This window comes from Haemophilus sp. SZY H68 (assembly GCF_018829685.1).
GTDB lineage: Bacteria > Pseudomonadota > Gammaproteobacteria > Enterobacterales > Pasteurellaceae > Haemophilus > Haemophilus haemolyticus_K.
On sequence record NZ_JAHKKB010000002.1, the window covers coordinates 374,772 to 391,391 of the forward strand.

The window sequence follows — 16,620 nt, forward strand, 5'->3', positions numbered from 1 at the left end:
GGCGACTGAAAAGATTTTAACCGATGTGAGTTGAAAAAGTGCAAATAATTAAAGAAAAACTAATCAAATCAACCATGCTTGCAACGATTATTGTGCTAAGCCTAACTGCACTTGGCGTTATCTTATTTGGTGTAAAACAATTTAAGCTGAGTTCTCAATTTGCGAGCGTAAACCAAGTGGCGAATATCTCACATATTTTAGTTCGTCAACAAGCCAATTTATTTTCAGTTTTACTTACAAACAATGCCAAAACAGAGCAATTAACGGATAATCTTGATCAAATAGTCAAAGAAGACTTTATTTTAGATGCGAGCTTATATGATGGCGAAGGAAAATTACTGGCTCAAAGTCGCGAAATGGGCAATTCACCCGATACAAACAATCAACAAATTGTAGAGCCACTTTACTCGCAAAGCGGCATTAAAGGATTTTTACGTGTCACCATTGATGCCCAATATACGCAATCTAACCAATCAAAAATTAATCAGATCTTTCACCAATTATATGGTGAGCTTATTATTGTCTTTTTACTTGGCGCGGTGATGGCTAGCTCTATTCATTATTTTTTAAGTCACTATCGACGGACTTACCGCAAATCTAAAGAGAAAAAAAGTGCGGTAAATTTGAAAGTAAAATCGAGTAGCACGCGTTTTCACCAGCGTCGTCGTAGAATTTGATTATTGTCACAAACTATTAAATTGAGTGCGGATTTTTGCTAAATTTCCTTCAGAAATAAGGTAGAATGCGCAAGATTATTTTTTCAAAGCGAATTATAACAGGAGAACAAAATGGCAACTCGTAGACAATTAGCCAATGCAATTCGTTTCTTATCAATGGATGCTGTGCAAAAAGCTAAATCTGGTCACCCAGGTGCACCAATGGGGATGGCGGATATCGCTGAAGTATTATGGCGCGACTTTTTAAAACACAATCCGACCAATCCTAAATGGGCTGACCGAGATCGTTTTGTACTTTCTAACGGCCATGGTTCTATGTTGATTTATAGCCTTTTACATTTAACTGGCTATGATCTTTCTATCGAAGATTTAAAACAATTCCGTCAATTACATTCTAAAACCCCAGGTCACCCAGAATATGGTTATGCGCCAGGTGTTGAAACCACAACAGGTCCATTAGGCCAAGGTATCACTAATGCGGTGGGTATGGCGATTGCTGAGAAAACCTTAGCAGGTCAATTTAACCGTGAAGGTCATGAAATCGTTGATCACCACACTTACGTGTTCTTAGGCGATGGCTGTTTAATGGAAGGGATTTCTCACGAGGCTTGCTCTTTAGCAGGAACATTAGGCCTAGGTAAATTAATCGCATTCTACGATGACAACAACATTTCAATTGATGGTCATGTAGATGGTTGGTTCAGCGATGATACCGCAGCACGCTTTGAAGCTTATGGCTGGCAAGTAATCCGTAATGTGGATGGCCATGATGCAGAACAAATTCGTCAGGCTGTTGTACTTGCACAATCAGAAAAAGAAAAACCGACTTTAATTATTTGTAAAACGATCATTGGTTTCGGTTCACCAAATAAATCAGCGTCACACGATTGTCACGGTGCACCATTAGGCGATGAAGAAATTGCATTGACCCGCAAAGCCTTAAACTGGGATTACGCACCATTTGAAATTCCGGCTGAATATTATGCTGAATGGTCTGCAAAAGAGAAAGGAGCTGCAGCAGAAAAATCTTGGGAAGAAAAATTTGCTGCTTATGCAAAAGCATATCCAGAACTTGCCGCAGAATTTACACGTCGTGTAAACGGTGAATTACCAGCAAACTGGGCGGCAGAATCTAAAGCGTTCATTGAAAAATTACAAGCAAATCCAGCGAGTATTGCAAGCCGTAAAGCATCACAAAATGCAATCGAAGCATATGCTCATGTGTTACCTGAATTCTTAGGTGGTTCTGCAGACTTAGCAAGCTCTAACTTAACGTTATGGAGTGGTTCTAAACCGATTCGTGCGCATGAAAACGTAGGTGGTAACTACATCAACTACGGTGTTCGTGAATTTGGTATGTCTGCCATTATGAACGGTATTGCCTTGCACGGCGGTTTCATTCCTTACGGCGCAACCTTCTTAATGTTCTACGAATATGCACACAATGCGGTGCGTATGGCTTCATTAATGAAACAACGCTCATTATTCGTTTATACTCACGACTCTATCGGTTTAGGTGAAGATGGTCCAACTCACCAACCTGTGGAACAAACTGCATCACTACGCTTAATTCCAAACCTTGAAACATGGCGCCCATGTGACCAAGTGGAATCAGCCATTGCATGGCAACAAGCGGTTGAACGTCAAGATGGTCCAAGTGCGTTAATTTTCACTCGTCAAAATCTTGCACAAATGGACCGTACTTCTGCACAATTAGATGCTGTTAAACGTGGCGCTTATGTATTAAAAGACTGCGAAGGTACACCTGAATTAATTTTCATCGCGACAGGTTCTGAAGTGGAATTAGCAGTGAAAGCAGCGGATGTATTAACCGGTGAAGGTAAAAAAGTACGTGTCGTTTCTATGCCAAGCACTAACCGTTTTGATAAACAAGATGCAGCGTACCGTGAAAGCGTATTACCTGCAGCAGTAACTAAACGTGTTGCGATTGAAGCGGGTATTGCCGACTTCTGGTATAAATACGTTGGCTTTGAAGGTCATGTGGTAGGCATGAATAGCTTCGGCGAATCAGCACCTGCTGATCAATTATTCAAACTCTTTGGTTTCACTGTTGAAAACGTGGTAGAGAAAGCGAAAGAGATTTTATAATTCCCTCATGATAAAAAGCGGTCAGCAAAAACTGGCCGCTTTTGATTTTCCTAAACTTCATATCAAATAGCAATATTTCCAAAATTATGTCAAAATTCATTGCATTTTGCGGATCGGTATTCATCATTTATTTTTGACCGCACTTTTAAGGAATCCACATGACTGTACCAACCTTATATCAGTGGCCTAAAGCCGAATTGATTTATCCTGATAGACCTAATAAATCTTATGCAGCAAAACGTTTACGTTATCGTCTTCGTTCACTCTTACATTGTCAAACAATAAAAAAATTTGAAGCCTTCGTTAATCAAACTCCAGTTCTGATTAGCTTGCTAACACAACGTCCCAATTATAGCTATCCCTTAGTTCATCGTTTTGTAGATAAACGTTTCAATACCCAAAAACGTTTATCAACCATTTGTGATAATTTTCTATTTGTACCACAAAAATTATCAAACCTATCTCCTTCTATTTTGGAAACCCCCATTTCTTTTGGTGAAATTATTCCTGATTTTGAATTGCTATTCATGCTAAGCAATCACCAACCCATGGAAGGTTTTTGGACATTAGAGTTACGTTATAAACCCACTGATGCTGAAGTTTATCTACTCACATTTGGGAAGTTAGAGGAGGCATTGCTTATTGCTGTTGTGCAAGGCCCAAATTTTGAAGGCGCTAAAGAAATGGTAAAACAACTCACTAAAACTTGCCACGGATTACGCCCAGCCTATCTAATGGTTGAAATAATGAAATCGCTCACAAAAATATTAGGCTATGACAAACTTTATGGTATTCCTCAAAAATACCAAAATAAGTCTCGCTTTGTTCAAAGTAAACATTTCGTGGTTGATTATGACGCCATATTTTCAGAAGCTGGTGGTGAACGAAAAAATTATTGGATGTTACCTCTTATTAGAGATACAAACCTAGACGATGTTCCAAGTAAAAAACGCTCAATGTATCGTAAACGCTATGCTATGTTAGATGAAATTGAAACCACACTTAAAAATAAACTTCAAATGTAAATCTTCCGTGCAGATCAATGTCTGCACCTATTTTTTCTATTGAAAAATTTTTCCTTTTCGTCATAAATTTATGCTATCGTAGCTGAGATTATTTATTCCATTTCATTTGAATAGGAGAGACTGATGACAACTCAATTAGATTCACTTCGTAATATGACCGTTGTGGTTGCTGATACTGGCGATATTGAGGCCATAAAAAAATACCAACCACAAGATGCGACAACTAACCCATCTTTAATTTTAAGTGCATCTGCCCTACCACAATATTCACCACTTATTGACGAAGCTGTTTCTTACGCGAAAGCACAAAGCAATGACAAATCCCAACAACTCATCGATGCAGAAGATAAATTAGCGGTAAACATTGGTTTAGAAATTTTAAAAATCGTTCCAGGACGTATTTCTACTGAAGTGGATGCCCGTCTTTCTTATGACACGCAAGCAACGGTTGAAAAAGCACGTAAATTAATTGCACTTTACAATGCTGCTGGTATTTCAAATGATCGCATTCTGATCAAAATTGCATCAACATGGCAAGGAATTCGTGCTGCAGAAATCCTTGAAAAAGAAGGCATCAACTGTAACTTAACCTTATTATTCTCTGAAGCTCAAGCTCGTGCTTGTGCAGAAGCAGGCGTTTACTTAATTTCTCCATTCGTAGGCCGTATTTTAGACTGGTACAAAGCAAACTCCGATAAAAAAGAATATGCGCCAGCAGAAGACCCAGGTGTTATTTCTGTTACCAAAATCTATAATTACTACAAAGAATATGGCTACAACACCGTTGTGATGGGCGCAAGCTTCCGTAATGTAGGCGAAATTACTGAACTTGCAGGTTGCGATCGTTTAACCATTGCACCGGCATTGCTGAAAGAATTACAAGAAAATTCAACCGCACTTGTACGTAAACTAGAATACAAAGGCGAAGTAAAAGCGAAACCACAACCTCTTACTGAAGCTGAATTCTATTGGCAACATAATAGCGATGCGATGGCAGTAGAAAAATTAGCAGATGGTATTCGCAAATTTGCTGTTGACCAAGAAAAATTGGAAACCATGCTTTCAGCAAAACTTTAGTTGCATGAAAGTGCTAACATATCTTTATGTCAAAACTCGCCATATATGTATGGCGAGTTTTTTATTGAGAAATTAAAAATGAATTATTTCTGTATTGTTTCTTCTCTATCTTGATGTAAATCATCCTCATCGATTAACAATTCTGCCGTTTCATCATTTAAAGCCTGAGCATCAGCATGAGGTTTAATAAAAGGTTTTGGCGTCCAATACTTTTTCACAATTTCATTAGAAAAACCATGCAGAACTTCCTCATTTAGACGTTCTTGATCCAATGCTCGCACTTCTTTAATGACTTCATCAGCCTCAATCTTATCAATGCCAAGTTTCATCAATGTTGCTTGGCTAAGCGCAATGGCGGATTCAAAAGTTTCACGCACAATAAAGTCCACATCTTGCTTAATTAGGCTCACGGTCGTTTTTCTATCATAAGTGCGGGTTAAAATCGGCAAGTTTGGATAAGCCCCTTTAAGTTGGCTCACAATCGTTTCAATGCGATCTGTATCATTAATACCAATCACCACACATTTAGCTTTTTCAATTCCAGCGGCGTAAAGTACATCCAAACGAATACCATCACCATAATAGACTTTAAAACCAAATTTTGCCGCAGCACGGATATTTTCTATATTACGATCAATCACTGAAACGCTGATGCCACGGATTAATAATGTTTGACATACGATCTGGCTAAAACGCCCAAAACCAATTACAAGCACGTTATCTTCTAAATCATCAATAGGCGACAGATCGCTCGTATCTGGTTGAGTCGCCGATTTTCTCTCTCCACATTGCGCTAATTTACGAGTAATTTGTGTAATAAATGGAGAAAACAACATGGAAATAATTACCGCTGCAGTAAAAGTAGCGTTTTCATGGTTGCTCATTACGCCTGCTGTTGTTGCGGCAGAGAAAAGTACGAAAGCAAATTCACCACCGTGCGCCAAGAGTGACATTCTTCCTACTGCTTCTCTATGTTCTAAGCGAGTGATTCGGGCAACGACATAAACGGAAAGCCCTTTGCCAATAATGTAAAGAAATACAATTCCGAGTAGTAATAACCAGTGATTAAACACTAACATCAAATCCAATGACATCCCCACGCCCATAAAAAACAGGCCAAGCAATAAACCACGAAATGGCTCGATATCCGCTTCTAATTGATGGCGGAACGAAGACTCTGACAGCATAACGCCCGCTACAAATGCCCCCATTGCCATTGAAAGTCCACCTATTTCCATGGCTAATGCCGCGCCAAGTACAACTAATAAAGCGGCTGCTGTCATCATCTCGCGAATATGTGCTTTAGAAATTAATCGGAATAACGGATTCATTAACCATTTACCCGCAACAATCAAGCCGATTACCGCGCCTAATGCGATGCCGATTGACATCCAATCGGTATGAGTGCTTTCTTCAGAATGAGGCGCAAGAAACGCCACTGATGCCAATAATGGTACAATAGCAATATCTTCAAAAATTAAAGTCGAAATAATTCGCTGACCTTTAGATGTGCTGGTAATACAACGTTCTTCCAAAGTTTGCATCACAATAGCAGTTGAAGAAAGTGTAAATCCCATGCCTGCTATAAACGCGACTTCTTTCGGTAAATCGAGCAAATAAATTCCAGCTAAAGTAAGTAATGCACCACAGCATCCCACTTGCAAAAAACCACGTACAAAAATTGCTTTTCTCATTGCCCAAAGGCGTTCAGGGTGCATTTCAAGACCAATAATAAATAAAAACATTACCACACCAAGTTCAGCCAAATGCACCACTGCAGCAGGATCTTGAATTATGCCAAATACAGAAGGCCCAATTAGACAACCAGCCACCAAATAACCTAACACACTACCAAGACCAAGGTGTTTAAATAGTGGTACAATGGTTACACTGGAAGCGAGTAAAATAACGGTTTTGATGAGTTCATGGTTAGCTAGATGCTCAATAGTATTCGACATAAAAACGCTCAATAAAACTGAAATGTAGCTTGTATTTTAGCCTGTTTTATTGAAATAAAGAACACATCAATTATCTAAACTTGCTATAATTCTTCACCACTTTTAACCGCACTTTTACTTATGACGTTACAATTTAATATCGTCACCTTATTATTGGTGATTTTAATTATTCTCGGATTACTCAGCCATAATAGCGCAATCACAATTTCTGCTACCGTCTTGCTCATTATGCAGCAAACTTTTTTATCACAGTATATTCCTTGGATCGATCAATATGGTTTAAAACTGGGAATTATGGTTTTAACCCTCGGTGTCCTCAGCCCTTTAGTGTCAGGGAAAATTCCATTGCCTGAACTTTCTGCCTTTATTCACTGGAAAATGTTTTCCTCTATCGGCGTTGGTATTTTTGTAGCCTGGCTTGCAGGCCAAGGTGTTGACCTAATGACAAATCAACCCGTTCTCGTCACAGGGCTTATGATTGGTACGGTTATCGGCGTATCTTTCTTTGGTGGCATACCCGTTGGTCCACTTATTGCTGCAGGTATATTAGCTTTACTTTTAGGGAAAATTTAAATGAAAAACAAATACCTTACTCTTGCCGCTTTAAGCGGATTCTTCTGCGTCGCACTAGGCGCATTTGCAGCTCATGGCTTAAGCCATGTATTAGAAGCCAAAGCATTATCATGGATTGATACGGGTTTAAAATATCAAATGTTCCATACTATTACAGTACTTGCCGTTGCATTATCTGCTTTACGTGACAAAAAATTCGCCCGATTATCCATGTCTTCTTGGTTAATTGGAACCTTATTATTTAGTGGAAGTTTATACGCCCTCGCTTTCGGAGCAAGCAATGTAATAGTATGGATTACGCCTATTGGCGGAACTTTATTTTTAATCGGATGGATTAGCTTAGCTTACGGAAGTTTCAAAAATAAATCGCTATGAAAAACAGATCGGTAAAACACGCATTAACACCTTTACAGCAATCTCTTTTTTCTCAATTAAATGACATCATGCAGGTGGATCAACGTCGCTTATCCGCCCGCATTCATGGTATTGGAAAAATTAAAAGTCAAGAGGCCCAACAAGCCGTTGTTACAGAAATCCAGCTGCAGATTGAACAGGCTCAATTACGTGTAGAAAATCGTAAAAGTGCGGTTAAAAATCCCATCATTTTTCCAGAAAGCCTGCCCGTTAGCCAACGTAAAGCAGAAATTCAAAAACTGCTTTCTGAATATCAGGTCATCGTGGTGGCAGGGGAAACTGGTTCAGGTAAAACCACCCAATTGCCGAAAATGTGTTTCGAATTAGGTTTTGGCAATTTGGGCATGATTGGTCATACTCAACCACGCCGTATTGCCGCGCGTTCTGTGGCTGCGCGTATTGCGGAAGAACTGGAAACGGAGCTTGGCGGTTTAGTTGGTTATAAGGTTCGTTTTAACGATCAAATCAGTGATGATACACAAATCAAGTTGATGACAGACGGGATCCTGTTAGCGGAAATTCAAAACGATCGTTTCCTCAACCAATATTCTTGTTTGATTATCGATGAAGCGCACGAACGTAGCCTAAATAACGATTTTATTCTCGGTTATCTGAAACAGCTTTTACCACGTCGTCGTGATTTAAAACTTATCATTACCTCTGCGACCATTGATGTGGAACGTTTTTCCAAACATTTCAACAATGCCCCAATTATTGAAGTCTCAGGTAGAACCTATCCTGTTGAAGTGCGTTATCGTCCCGTAGTGGAAGAAGACGACCAAGATCAGCTACAAGGCATTCTCAACGCAGTGGATGAACTGCAAGCAGAAGGCCGAGGTGATATTTTGATCTTTATGAACGGTGAGCGTGAAATTCGTGATACCGCTGAAGCTTTACAAAAACAGAATCTAAAACACACGGAAATTCTACCGCTCTTTGCTCGCTTGTCTGCGCAAGAACAGAATAAAATTTTTCATCCTAGCGGTTTAAATCGCATCGTGTTGGCGACCAACGTAGCGGAAACTTCATTGACCGTGCCGGGCATTAAATATGTGATTGACCCAGGTACCGCACGCATTTCCCGTTATAGCTATCGCACCAAAGTACAACGTTTACCGATTGAACCTATCTCACAGGCATCCGCTAATCAGCGTAAAGGTCGTTGTGGTCGTGTGAGCGAAGGGATTTGTATTCGTTTATATTCGGAAGAGGATTTTAATTCTCGTCCAGAGTTTACCGATCCTGAAATTCTACGCACCAATTTAGCCTCCGTTATTTTGCAAATGACAGCATTGGGTTTGGATGATATTGAAGCTTTCCCATTTGTTGATGCGCCAGATAAACGCCATATTCAAGATGGGATAAAACTGTTGGAAGAATTGGGTGCGTTTGAAATGGTTCGCACCAAAGCGGGCGAGAAACGTCAATTAACGGCTGTAGGTCGTCAATTATCGCAACTCCCTGTGGATCCACGTTTAGCGAAGATGTTGCTGACCGCTGTTTCACAAGGTGCGTTGCATGAAGTGATGATTATTGTTGCCGCATTGTCTATTCAAGATCCTCGAGAGCGTCCACAAGAAAAACAACAAGCTTCCGATGAAAAACATCGTCTTTTTGCCGATAAAAAATCGGATTTCTTGGCTTTCCTCAATCTTTGGCGTTACCTACAAGAACAACAAAAAGAATTAAGTAAAAACCAATTCCGTCGTCAGTGCCAAAAAGATTTCTTAAATTATTTACGCATTCGCGAATGGCAGGATATTTATCATCAAATTCGTTTAGCTGTGCGCGAAATGGGCTTGCCGATTAATTCCGAAAAAGCAGAATATCAGCAAATTCATACCGCACTTTTAAGCGGCTTGCTTTCTCATATCGGTTTAAAAGAAGCGGAGAAACAACAATATCTTGGCGCACGTAATGCCCATTTTGCAATTTTCCCCAATTCTGTGCTTTTCAAGAAACAACCGAAATGGGTGATGGCGGCAGAGTTAGTGGAAACCTCCAAGCTATGGGGGCGTATGGTGGCGGAAATCAAGCCAGAATGGATCGAACCACTTGCCGAGCATCTAATTAAAAAATCCTATTCAGAACCGCGTTGGTCGAAATCCCGTGGGGCGGTAATTGCCGATGAAAAAGTCACGCTTTACGGTGTGCCGATTGTGGCTGCACGACCAGTGAATTACGGTTCTATTGATCCGACGGTAAGCCGCGAGATCTTTATTCAATCTGCCTTAGTGGAAGGGGATTGGAATACCAAACATAAATTCTTCAAAGAAAATCAACGACTCGTTCGAGAAGTAGAGGAATTGGAACACAAAAGCCGCCGCCGTGATATTTTGGTGGATGACCGTACGCTTTTTGAATTTTACGATCAGCGTATTGGCACGGAAGTGGTTTCCCAAAAACATTTTGATACGTGGTGGAAAAAGACACAGCAAAAAGATCCTGAATTACTTAATTTTGAACGTTCATTCTTGATTAATGATGATGCGGAACAAGTGAGCAAGCTGGATTTCCCGAATTTCTGGCATCAAGGTAATTTAAAACTCAAACTGACGTATCAATTTGAACCAGGTACCGATGCGGACGGGGTGACTGTGCATATTCCGTTGCCATTGCTCAATCAAGTGGAAATGATAGGGTTTGACTGGCAAATTCCGGGCTTGAGGGAAGAACTGGTGATTGCGCTGATTAAGTCTCTGCCGAAATCTTATCGCCGTAATTTTGTGCCGGCACCCAATTATGCTCAAGCCTTTTTAGGGCGCGCCGTGCCGTTAGAAAAACCGTTGTTGGATACGTTGATTTATGAATTGCGCCGCATGACGGGCGTTACCGTAGAAGCGGAACATTGGAATTGGGAACAAATTCCAAGCCATTTGAAAATGACTTTTCGTGTGGTGGATGAAAATGGCAAGAAAATTGCTGAATCCATGAATTTGGATGAGCTGAAATTCAACTTAAAAGATCGTGTACAGGAAAGTATTTCTGCTGTGGCAGATGATGGCATTGAGCAAAGCGGGCTACATATTTGGAGCTTTGCAGATTTACCACAATGTTACGAACAAAAACAACGTGGTTTCAGCGTCAAAGCTTTCCCAGCCATCGTAGATGAAAAAGATGCCGTAGGTATCAAACTGTTTGAAACAGAGTTTGAGCAAGCGGTGGCGATGCAAGAAGGTTTGCGTCGATTGTTGTTACTCAATGTGCCATCACCAATTAAGTATCTGCATGAAAAATTGCCGAATAAAGCTAAATTGGGGCTGTATTTTACACCATTCGGTCGCGTGTTAGATTTGATTGATGACTGTATCGCTTGTTCCGTGGATAAACTGATTGCCGATTTTAGCGGTTTTGTTTGGAATGAAGCAGGCTTTGAAAAATTACGTGATTTTGTACGAGAAAACCTTAACGAAGTGACCGTGGATATTGCGCAGAAAGTGGAGCAAATCCTATCCCTTAATCATGCCTTAAACCAACGTTTAAAAGGCAAAATGGATTTCACCATGGCATTCGCATTGTCCGACATCAAATCACAACTTTCAGGCTTGGTGTATCAAGGTTTTGTACAAAAGAGCGGTTATGATCGCCTACCTGATTTACAACGCTATCTACAAGCCGTTGATAAACGTATTGATAAACTGGCTCAAGATGTAAACCGTGATCGTGCAGCGATGCTACGCGTGGAACAAGTACAACAAGCCTACCAACAACTTCTTGCCAAACTGCCAAAATCTAAACCAATTTCCGATGAAATTGCAGAAATTCGCTATATGATTGAGGAATTGCGTGTGAGTTTATTTGCACAGCAGTTAGGGACGAAGTATCAGATATCAGATAAGAGAATTTTGAATATAATGGGAGGAATATAAATAAAGATACTCATAGAAATAATATAAGCAATATGTAATCACTCTATTTTACTGGATTACAAGCTTACTATCCAAATAGTACCTATCTAGAGATGTAGTTCGTTTATTTAATTAGGCAACCTATTTAGCATAATAATTATCCGATAAATACCATTCTACTGTTTTACGAAGTCCTTGTTCAAAGGTTATTTTTGGTTGCCAACCTAATTCTGCATGAATTTTAGAACAATCCAATGAATATCGCACATCGTGACCAGGTCGGTCTTTTACAAAAGTCATTAAATCTTGGTAATACTGAATGTAATTAGGCTTATTTGGCGCAAGTTCTTCGAGTAGCTTACAAATCATTTTAACTACTTCAAGGTTCGTTTTTTCACAATTTCCGCCAATATTATAGCTTTCCCCGACTCGACCTTTTGTTAAAACTAAATATAAGGCTTGAACATGATCTTCCACAAATAACCAATCACGAGTCTGCTGCCCATCACCATAAATTGGCAAATTCTTTCCCATCACAGCATTTGAAATCATTAAAGGAATAAGCTTTTCAGCGTGTTGATAAGCTCCATAGTTATTGGAACTGTTTGTGATAATCACCGGCAAACCATAAGTGCGATGCCAAGCGTGCACCAAATGATCACTCGCCGCTTTTGAGGCTGAATAAGGGCTACTCGGATGATAAGGGGAATGTTCAGTAAAGGCTGGTTCAGAAAAGGATAAATCCCCATACACTTCATCTGTAGAAATATGGTGGAATCGAAAGGCAGATTTTTTAGCCTCGTCTAAGGTATGCCAATAATTCTTAGCAACTTCTAACAACGTATAAGTGCCAACAATATTGGTTTGAATAAAATCAGCCGCTCCCGTAATAGAACGATCGACATGACTTTCTGCCGCTAAATGCATCACTGCATCCGGCTGATATTTCTCGAAAACGCTTTTTATCGCCTTAAGATCACAAATATCAATTTGCTCAAAAGCATACCTAGGATTATTTTCTACCCCTTTCAAGGCTGATTGATTTGCCGCATAGGTCAGCTTATCAATATTGATAACAGAATCTTGAGTCTGATTAATGATATATCGAATAAGGGCGGAACCGATGAAGCCAGAACCGCCAGTGATGAGGACTCGCATATCATTTACAATTAGCTTTATTTTTCTTTAAAATATATCTAGGCCGTTGCTTAGATTCTAAGTAAATTCGTCCAATGTACTCCCCCAATACTCCTATGCCTACTAACTGAACTCCTCCTAAGAATAATACTGCAACCATTATAGACGGATAGCCAGGAACAGGATTACCCCAAAATAGCTTACTTAGTATTAAATATACTCCATATAAGAAACTAAAGAGAGATATTACACCACCAACATAACTCCAAACACGCAAAGGGACTGTACTAAAAGATGTTATACCTTCCAGAGCGAGATTCCATAATTTCCATCCATTGAATCTACTTGAACCAGCTGTTCTTTCTTCAATATCATAATTAATTACTGTTGATGAAAAGCCAACCCATGCATAAATCCCCTTCATAAATAATTGACGCTCAGGCAATTGCTTAATTGCTTCAATTACTTCTCTGGACATAAGACGAAAATCACCTACGTTTTCTTCAATTTTTAAAGATGATATTCTATTGTGAAATTTATAAAACCACTGAGAAGTCTTTCTTCTCAGAAAACTATATGAGTCTTTCTCTTGACATTTAGCTAAAACGACATCAAAACCCTCATGATATTTCTCTATCATTTGAGGAATAACATCTAATGGATGTTGTAAATCTACATCAATTGGAATCACAACATCGCCTGTTGAATAATCAATACCTGCAAATAGAGCCGACTCTTTTCCAAAATTTCTAGAAAATGAAAGTACTTTTATATGTTTTTTATTATCTCTCTCTAAGTTTCTAAGTATCGTACTCGTACTATCTGTACTACCATCATCAATAAATACGACCTCAATATTATATTCTGAATAAATTTGATGTTGAAAAACTGCTTTCCAAAATAATGGAATTGTCTGCTCTTCATTAAAGCAAGGAACAACTAATGAAATTTTCATAAACTACCCTTTAAAAACTAAATATTTTGAGAAAATAAATCCTAGAACTGGGCCTACTACAAATGAAATAACCAGTGTAAATAATGCTGGTAATTCACTTAAATCAGAAATGTATCCAATCATAAAATTTAAAGCTCCCATCAAAATCATATACCATACTATACGCATATAAGTACTATTTTTCTTAAATGTAAAACGAGCATTCATAAAAAAAGAAAAAGTCACAGCACATAAAAATGCGATTACATTACTTATAGATTGCACTCCCAAAACTTTAATGGCAACAAAAAAAACGCATGCATGTACTAATGTATTTAATACACCAACCAATGAATAGCTAACAATTTGTTTTTTTAACATAATTACCTCTAATAAGAAAATACACTAGAAATAACAAACCTATTAAAGATAAAAATACCCCTAAATACAATTTAGGAATAGAATAATTCATTTCTATAACATATTCTTTACCAGCCACCAAATCAAATGATATGAATGAATTATAAATTATATTAGGAATAACACTCTCCCCATTTATCTTAAACTCCCAGCCTGAGGAATGAGGTATAGTTATTAGAAGAGAATAATTTTCCTTAATTAAATCTGTGTAAAATTTTACATTACCATCATCTATATGAGACTTCTTAATTATATTCTTACTACGCAATTCAGAAATTACTGAATTAAATAAATCTAAATCCAAACTATAAATTTCAATGGTGGAGACATCTTTTATTGTTGCATTATCTAACAATAAACGTAGGCGGTTTTCTCTTTCATCACCTAGATATATAACTCTTGGAGCGAGCCACTTAGAATATCCAGTTAAAAATTTATCATTCAAGTATAATTTACTATTAATATTTCTTTTAGTATCTATGTATCCATAAATATTATCTGATTTATTTTGATTAAATAATATATCTACATAACCAATTTTATTAACAATCTCATGATTCATTTTTTTAAAGATAGATACCTTTCTCCCTAAAAGATAACTATAAATATCATTTACATTATTAAATGGGTTTCTAGAAAATTCTCCATGATACAAAGCGCTATCTCTAGAATATGTAATACCTAATGGCAAGACATATGGATTTACATATATAGACTTATCTCCATAATTATCATCCATTTTAATCAAACCATTAATGGTCTTATCTGACAATATATATTTAACCCCAAGCAATGAGTCTACTGGTAATATTGATGTATTTACTACATTAAGTGTTCCAGCATATTGAGGATAACCAAGACTATTTAACAACTCTAACTGTTGTTTATCCGATGATGATGTATATGTATTAACCCCGGCATACCCATATGAAAATGAATCAAGATAATATGCTGTAGTGTTATCATTCTTAGTTTTTCTGTTCTTTATTTGTGAAACACGATAGAATGATGAATCTTTAGCTTTTAAAGAACTAATTAGCTTTTCTTGATTATTGGTATATATAATAAAATTAGAAACATCATTTCTTATATTTTTTATGTATACAGCATTACCGTATAATTCCCCAAAAGAGATGGCAAAAATAAATACATAACATAATCGATTTAAATATTTATTATTCTCTGCAAGCCATAGCAACCCCAAAAGTATAAAATAAATAAAAGCACCCAAATAGATCAAAGAATACTGACTATCTTTGACATATGCAATGAAGAGCATAACTAAGAATAACAAAACGCTAACTCTAATTAGCTTAGATAAGTTATCTATTAACTTATGAGTAGCAAGAGCATAGGCTGCCACAAATATATAAACAAAATGAGCCAAATAACTGTATCTATACCAATAGCTATCTACTTTTTTAAAGACTGAGAAAACTAAGATTAACGGATTCCAATAATAAAGTAGAATGGTAACTAGAAATAATAATAATACTAAACTATCCTTTTTATTAGATGAAAAACTACTACTAACAAAATATACACAGATACCAATAAGAGCTATAGTCCCAGAAAATAGAGATAGATTACCCCTTGATTCTTTTGCTCCAATAATGATACCTTGTAACAAATTAATAATATTTCCAGAAAAATCGATATTAATAAGCCAAAGATCTAATCCACCTTTTCCATTCTGTAATTCTATATACGTTGGTAAAAAAACTACTGCACAAAGTAGTAACCCTACTAACACTTCTGAAGAATATCGAATAATAATGAGAATATTATTTCTTAAGCTTTTACTGTGGAATGAAATCTCAAATAATAACCATATAACAGAAAACAAGCAATTGATTACCCCGCTATACCAGTTAAAGATCATTGATATAGCAATCGCAATTGCTAATAATCCAGGCTTTTTATGATGAATGATTCTATATATACCTAACAAAACTAGCGGTAACATATAAACACCATCTAACCACATAATATTACTAGCCTGCAAAATAGTATATTGAGAAAATGCGTAACCAGCAGAAAGCAAAATAGCATATATAGCTTTTAGATTCCCAAACCTATTACAGAGAAAGATAGAACTCGTAACTGTAGCTAAGACAATTTTAATCGTAAATGCTAAAGAAAAGAATTTATGTAGTTCCGATTTATTGAAAAATATAACTAATAAATTAATAGGTGATGCTAAATAATATGAAAAGATAGCAAAATTATTCCCTCCTAACCCTTTAGAAAAATCATAGCCTATGCTTTTACTACCAGATAATAGCTCTTGCAAATATGCAAAAAGATCAAGATACTGAATATCTGCATCCATAGTTGCTAAAGTATAATTTCCAAAAGGCACTATCTCATTTAAGAATAAGAAACTTGTTATAAGTATTAAACTAAATATTGCACTTAACACATGAACTATATTAATTTTCATATTAT

12 protein-coding genes are annotated in these 16,620 nt (G+C 37.4%); 7 read left to right on the forward strand and 5 right to left on the reverse strand.

Going from position 1 to position 16,620, the window contains the following annotated elements; all coding sequences use genetic code 11:
* Positions 1 to 38: 38 nt before the first annotated feature.
* From KP712_RS05755 to tal, 4 genes are all read left to right on the forward strand, one after another.
* Complete coding sequence (locus KP712_RS05755) at positions 39 to 677, forward strand: YtjB family periplasmic protein (RefSeq protein WP_215770650.1); 639 nt, start codon at positions 39 to 41, stop codon at positions 675 to 677.
* Positions 678 to 788: 111 nt separating this feature from the next.
* Complete coding sequence (tkt, locus tag KP712_RS05760; RefSeq protein ID WP_065265420.1) at positions 789 to 2,786, forward strand: transketolase; 1,998 nt, start codon at positions 789 to 791, stop codon at positions 2,784 to 2,786.
* A gap of 158 nt (positions 2,787 to 2,944) precedes the next feature.
* A complete protein-coding gene (locus KP712_RS05765; protein WP_215770651.1) occupies positions 2,945 to 3,811 on the forward strand; it encodes a DUF535 family protein in 867 nt (288 codons plus the stop codon).
* Between the two features lie 123 nt (positions 3,812 to 3,934).
* Positions 3,935 to 4,888, forward strand: a complete 954-nt coding sequence (gene tal, locus KP712_RS05770) for a transaldolase (protein ID WP_065265422.1) — start codon at positions 3,935 to 3,937, stop codon at positions 4,886 to 4,888.
* 83 nt (positions 4,889 to 4,971) lie between these two features.
* Here tal and KP712_RS05775 read toward each other — a convergent pair whose 3' ends face one another.
* Entirely contained in the window at positions 4,972 to 6,834 is a 1,863-nt protein-coding gene (locus KP712_RS05775; protein WP_140449886.1) for a monovalent cation:proton antiporter-2 (CPA2) family protein, read from the reverse strand.
* Positions 6,835 to 6,966: 132 nt separating this feature from the next.
* Here KP712_RS05775 and KP712_RS05780 point away from each other — a divergent pair, with 132 nt between their 5' ends.
* Genes KP712_RS05780 through hrpA form a run of 3 tightly spaced genes read left to right on the forward strand, consistent with a single transcriptional unit; the run spans position 6,967 to position 11,702 of the window.
* A complete protein-coding gene (locus KP712_RS05780; RefSeq protein WP_215767991.1) occupies positions 6,967 to 7,419 on the forward strand; it encodes a DUF441 domain-containing protein in 453 nt (150 codons plus the stop codon).
* Positions 7,420 to 7,794 (forward strand): DUF423 domain-containing protein, encoded by a 375-nt coding sequence (locus KP712_RS05785; protein ID WP_215767992.1) that lies wholly within the window; start codon positions 7,420 to 7,422, stop codon positions 7,792 to 7,794.
* Positions 7,791 to 11,702: an ATP-dependent RNA helicase HrpA gene (gene hrpA / locus KP712_RS05790; RefSeq protein WP_215770652.1), complete on the forward strand. Its 3,912-nt coding sequence runs from the start codon at positions 7,791 to 7,793 to the stop codon at positions 11,700 to 11,702. Before KP712_RS05785 ends, hrpA begins: the two co-directional genes overlap by 4 nt.
* Positions 11,703 to 11,822: 120 nt before the next feature.
* On the opposite strand, the gene rfbB is transcribed toward hrpA, so the two are convergent.
* The 4 genes from rfbB to KP712_RS05810 are packed head-to-tail and all read right to left on the reverse strand — an operon-like array spanning position 11,823 to position 16,615.
* Positions 11,823 to 12,839 (reverse strand): dTDP-glucose 4,6-dehydratase, encoded by a 1,017-nt coding sequence (gene rfbB / locus KP712_RS05795; RefSeq protein WP_215770653.1) that lies wholly within the window; start codon positions 12,837 to 12,839, stop codon positions 11,823 to 11,825.
* Between the two features lies 1 nt (position 12,840).
* A complete protein-coding gene (locus tag KP712_RS05800; protein ID WP_215770654.1) occupies positions 12,841 to 13,773 on the reverse strand; it encodes a glycosyltransferase family 2 protein in 933 nt (310 codons plus the stop codon).
* A gap of 3 nt (positions 13,774 to 13,776) precedes the next feature.
* Entirely contained in the window at positions 13,777 to 14,133 is a 357-nt protein-coding gene (locus KP712_RS05805; protein WP_215770655.1) for a GtrA family protein, read from the reverse strand.
* Positions 14,111 to 16,615 carry a YfhO family protein gene (locus KP712_RS05810; protein WP_215770656.1) on the reverse strand — a complete coding sequence of 835 codons (2,505 nt, stop codon included), beginning with the start codon at positions 16,613 to 16,615 and terminating at the stop codon, positions 14,111 to 14,113. The genes KP712_RS05805 and KP712_RS05810 overlap by 23 nt, the downstream gene beginning before the upstream one ends.
* Positions 16,616 to 16,620 lie beyond the last annotated feature (5 nt).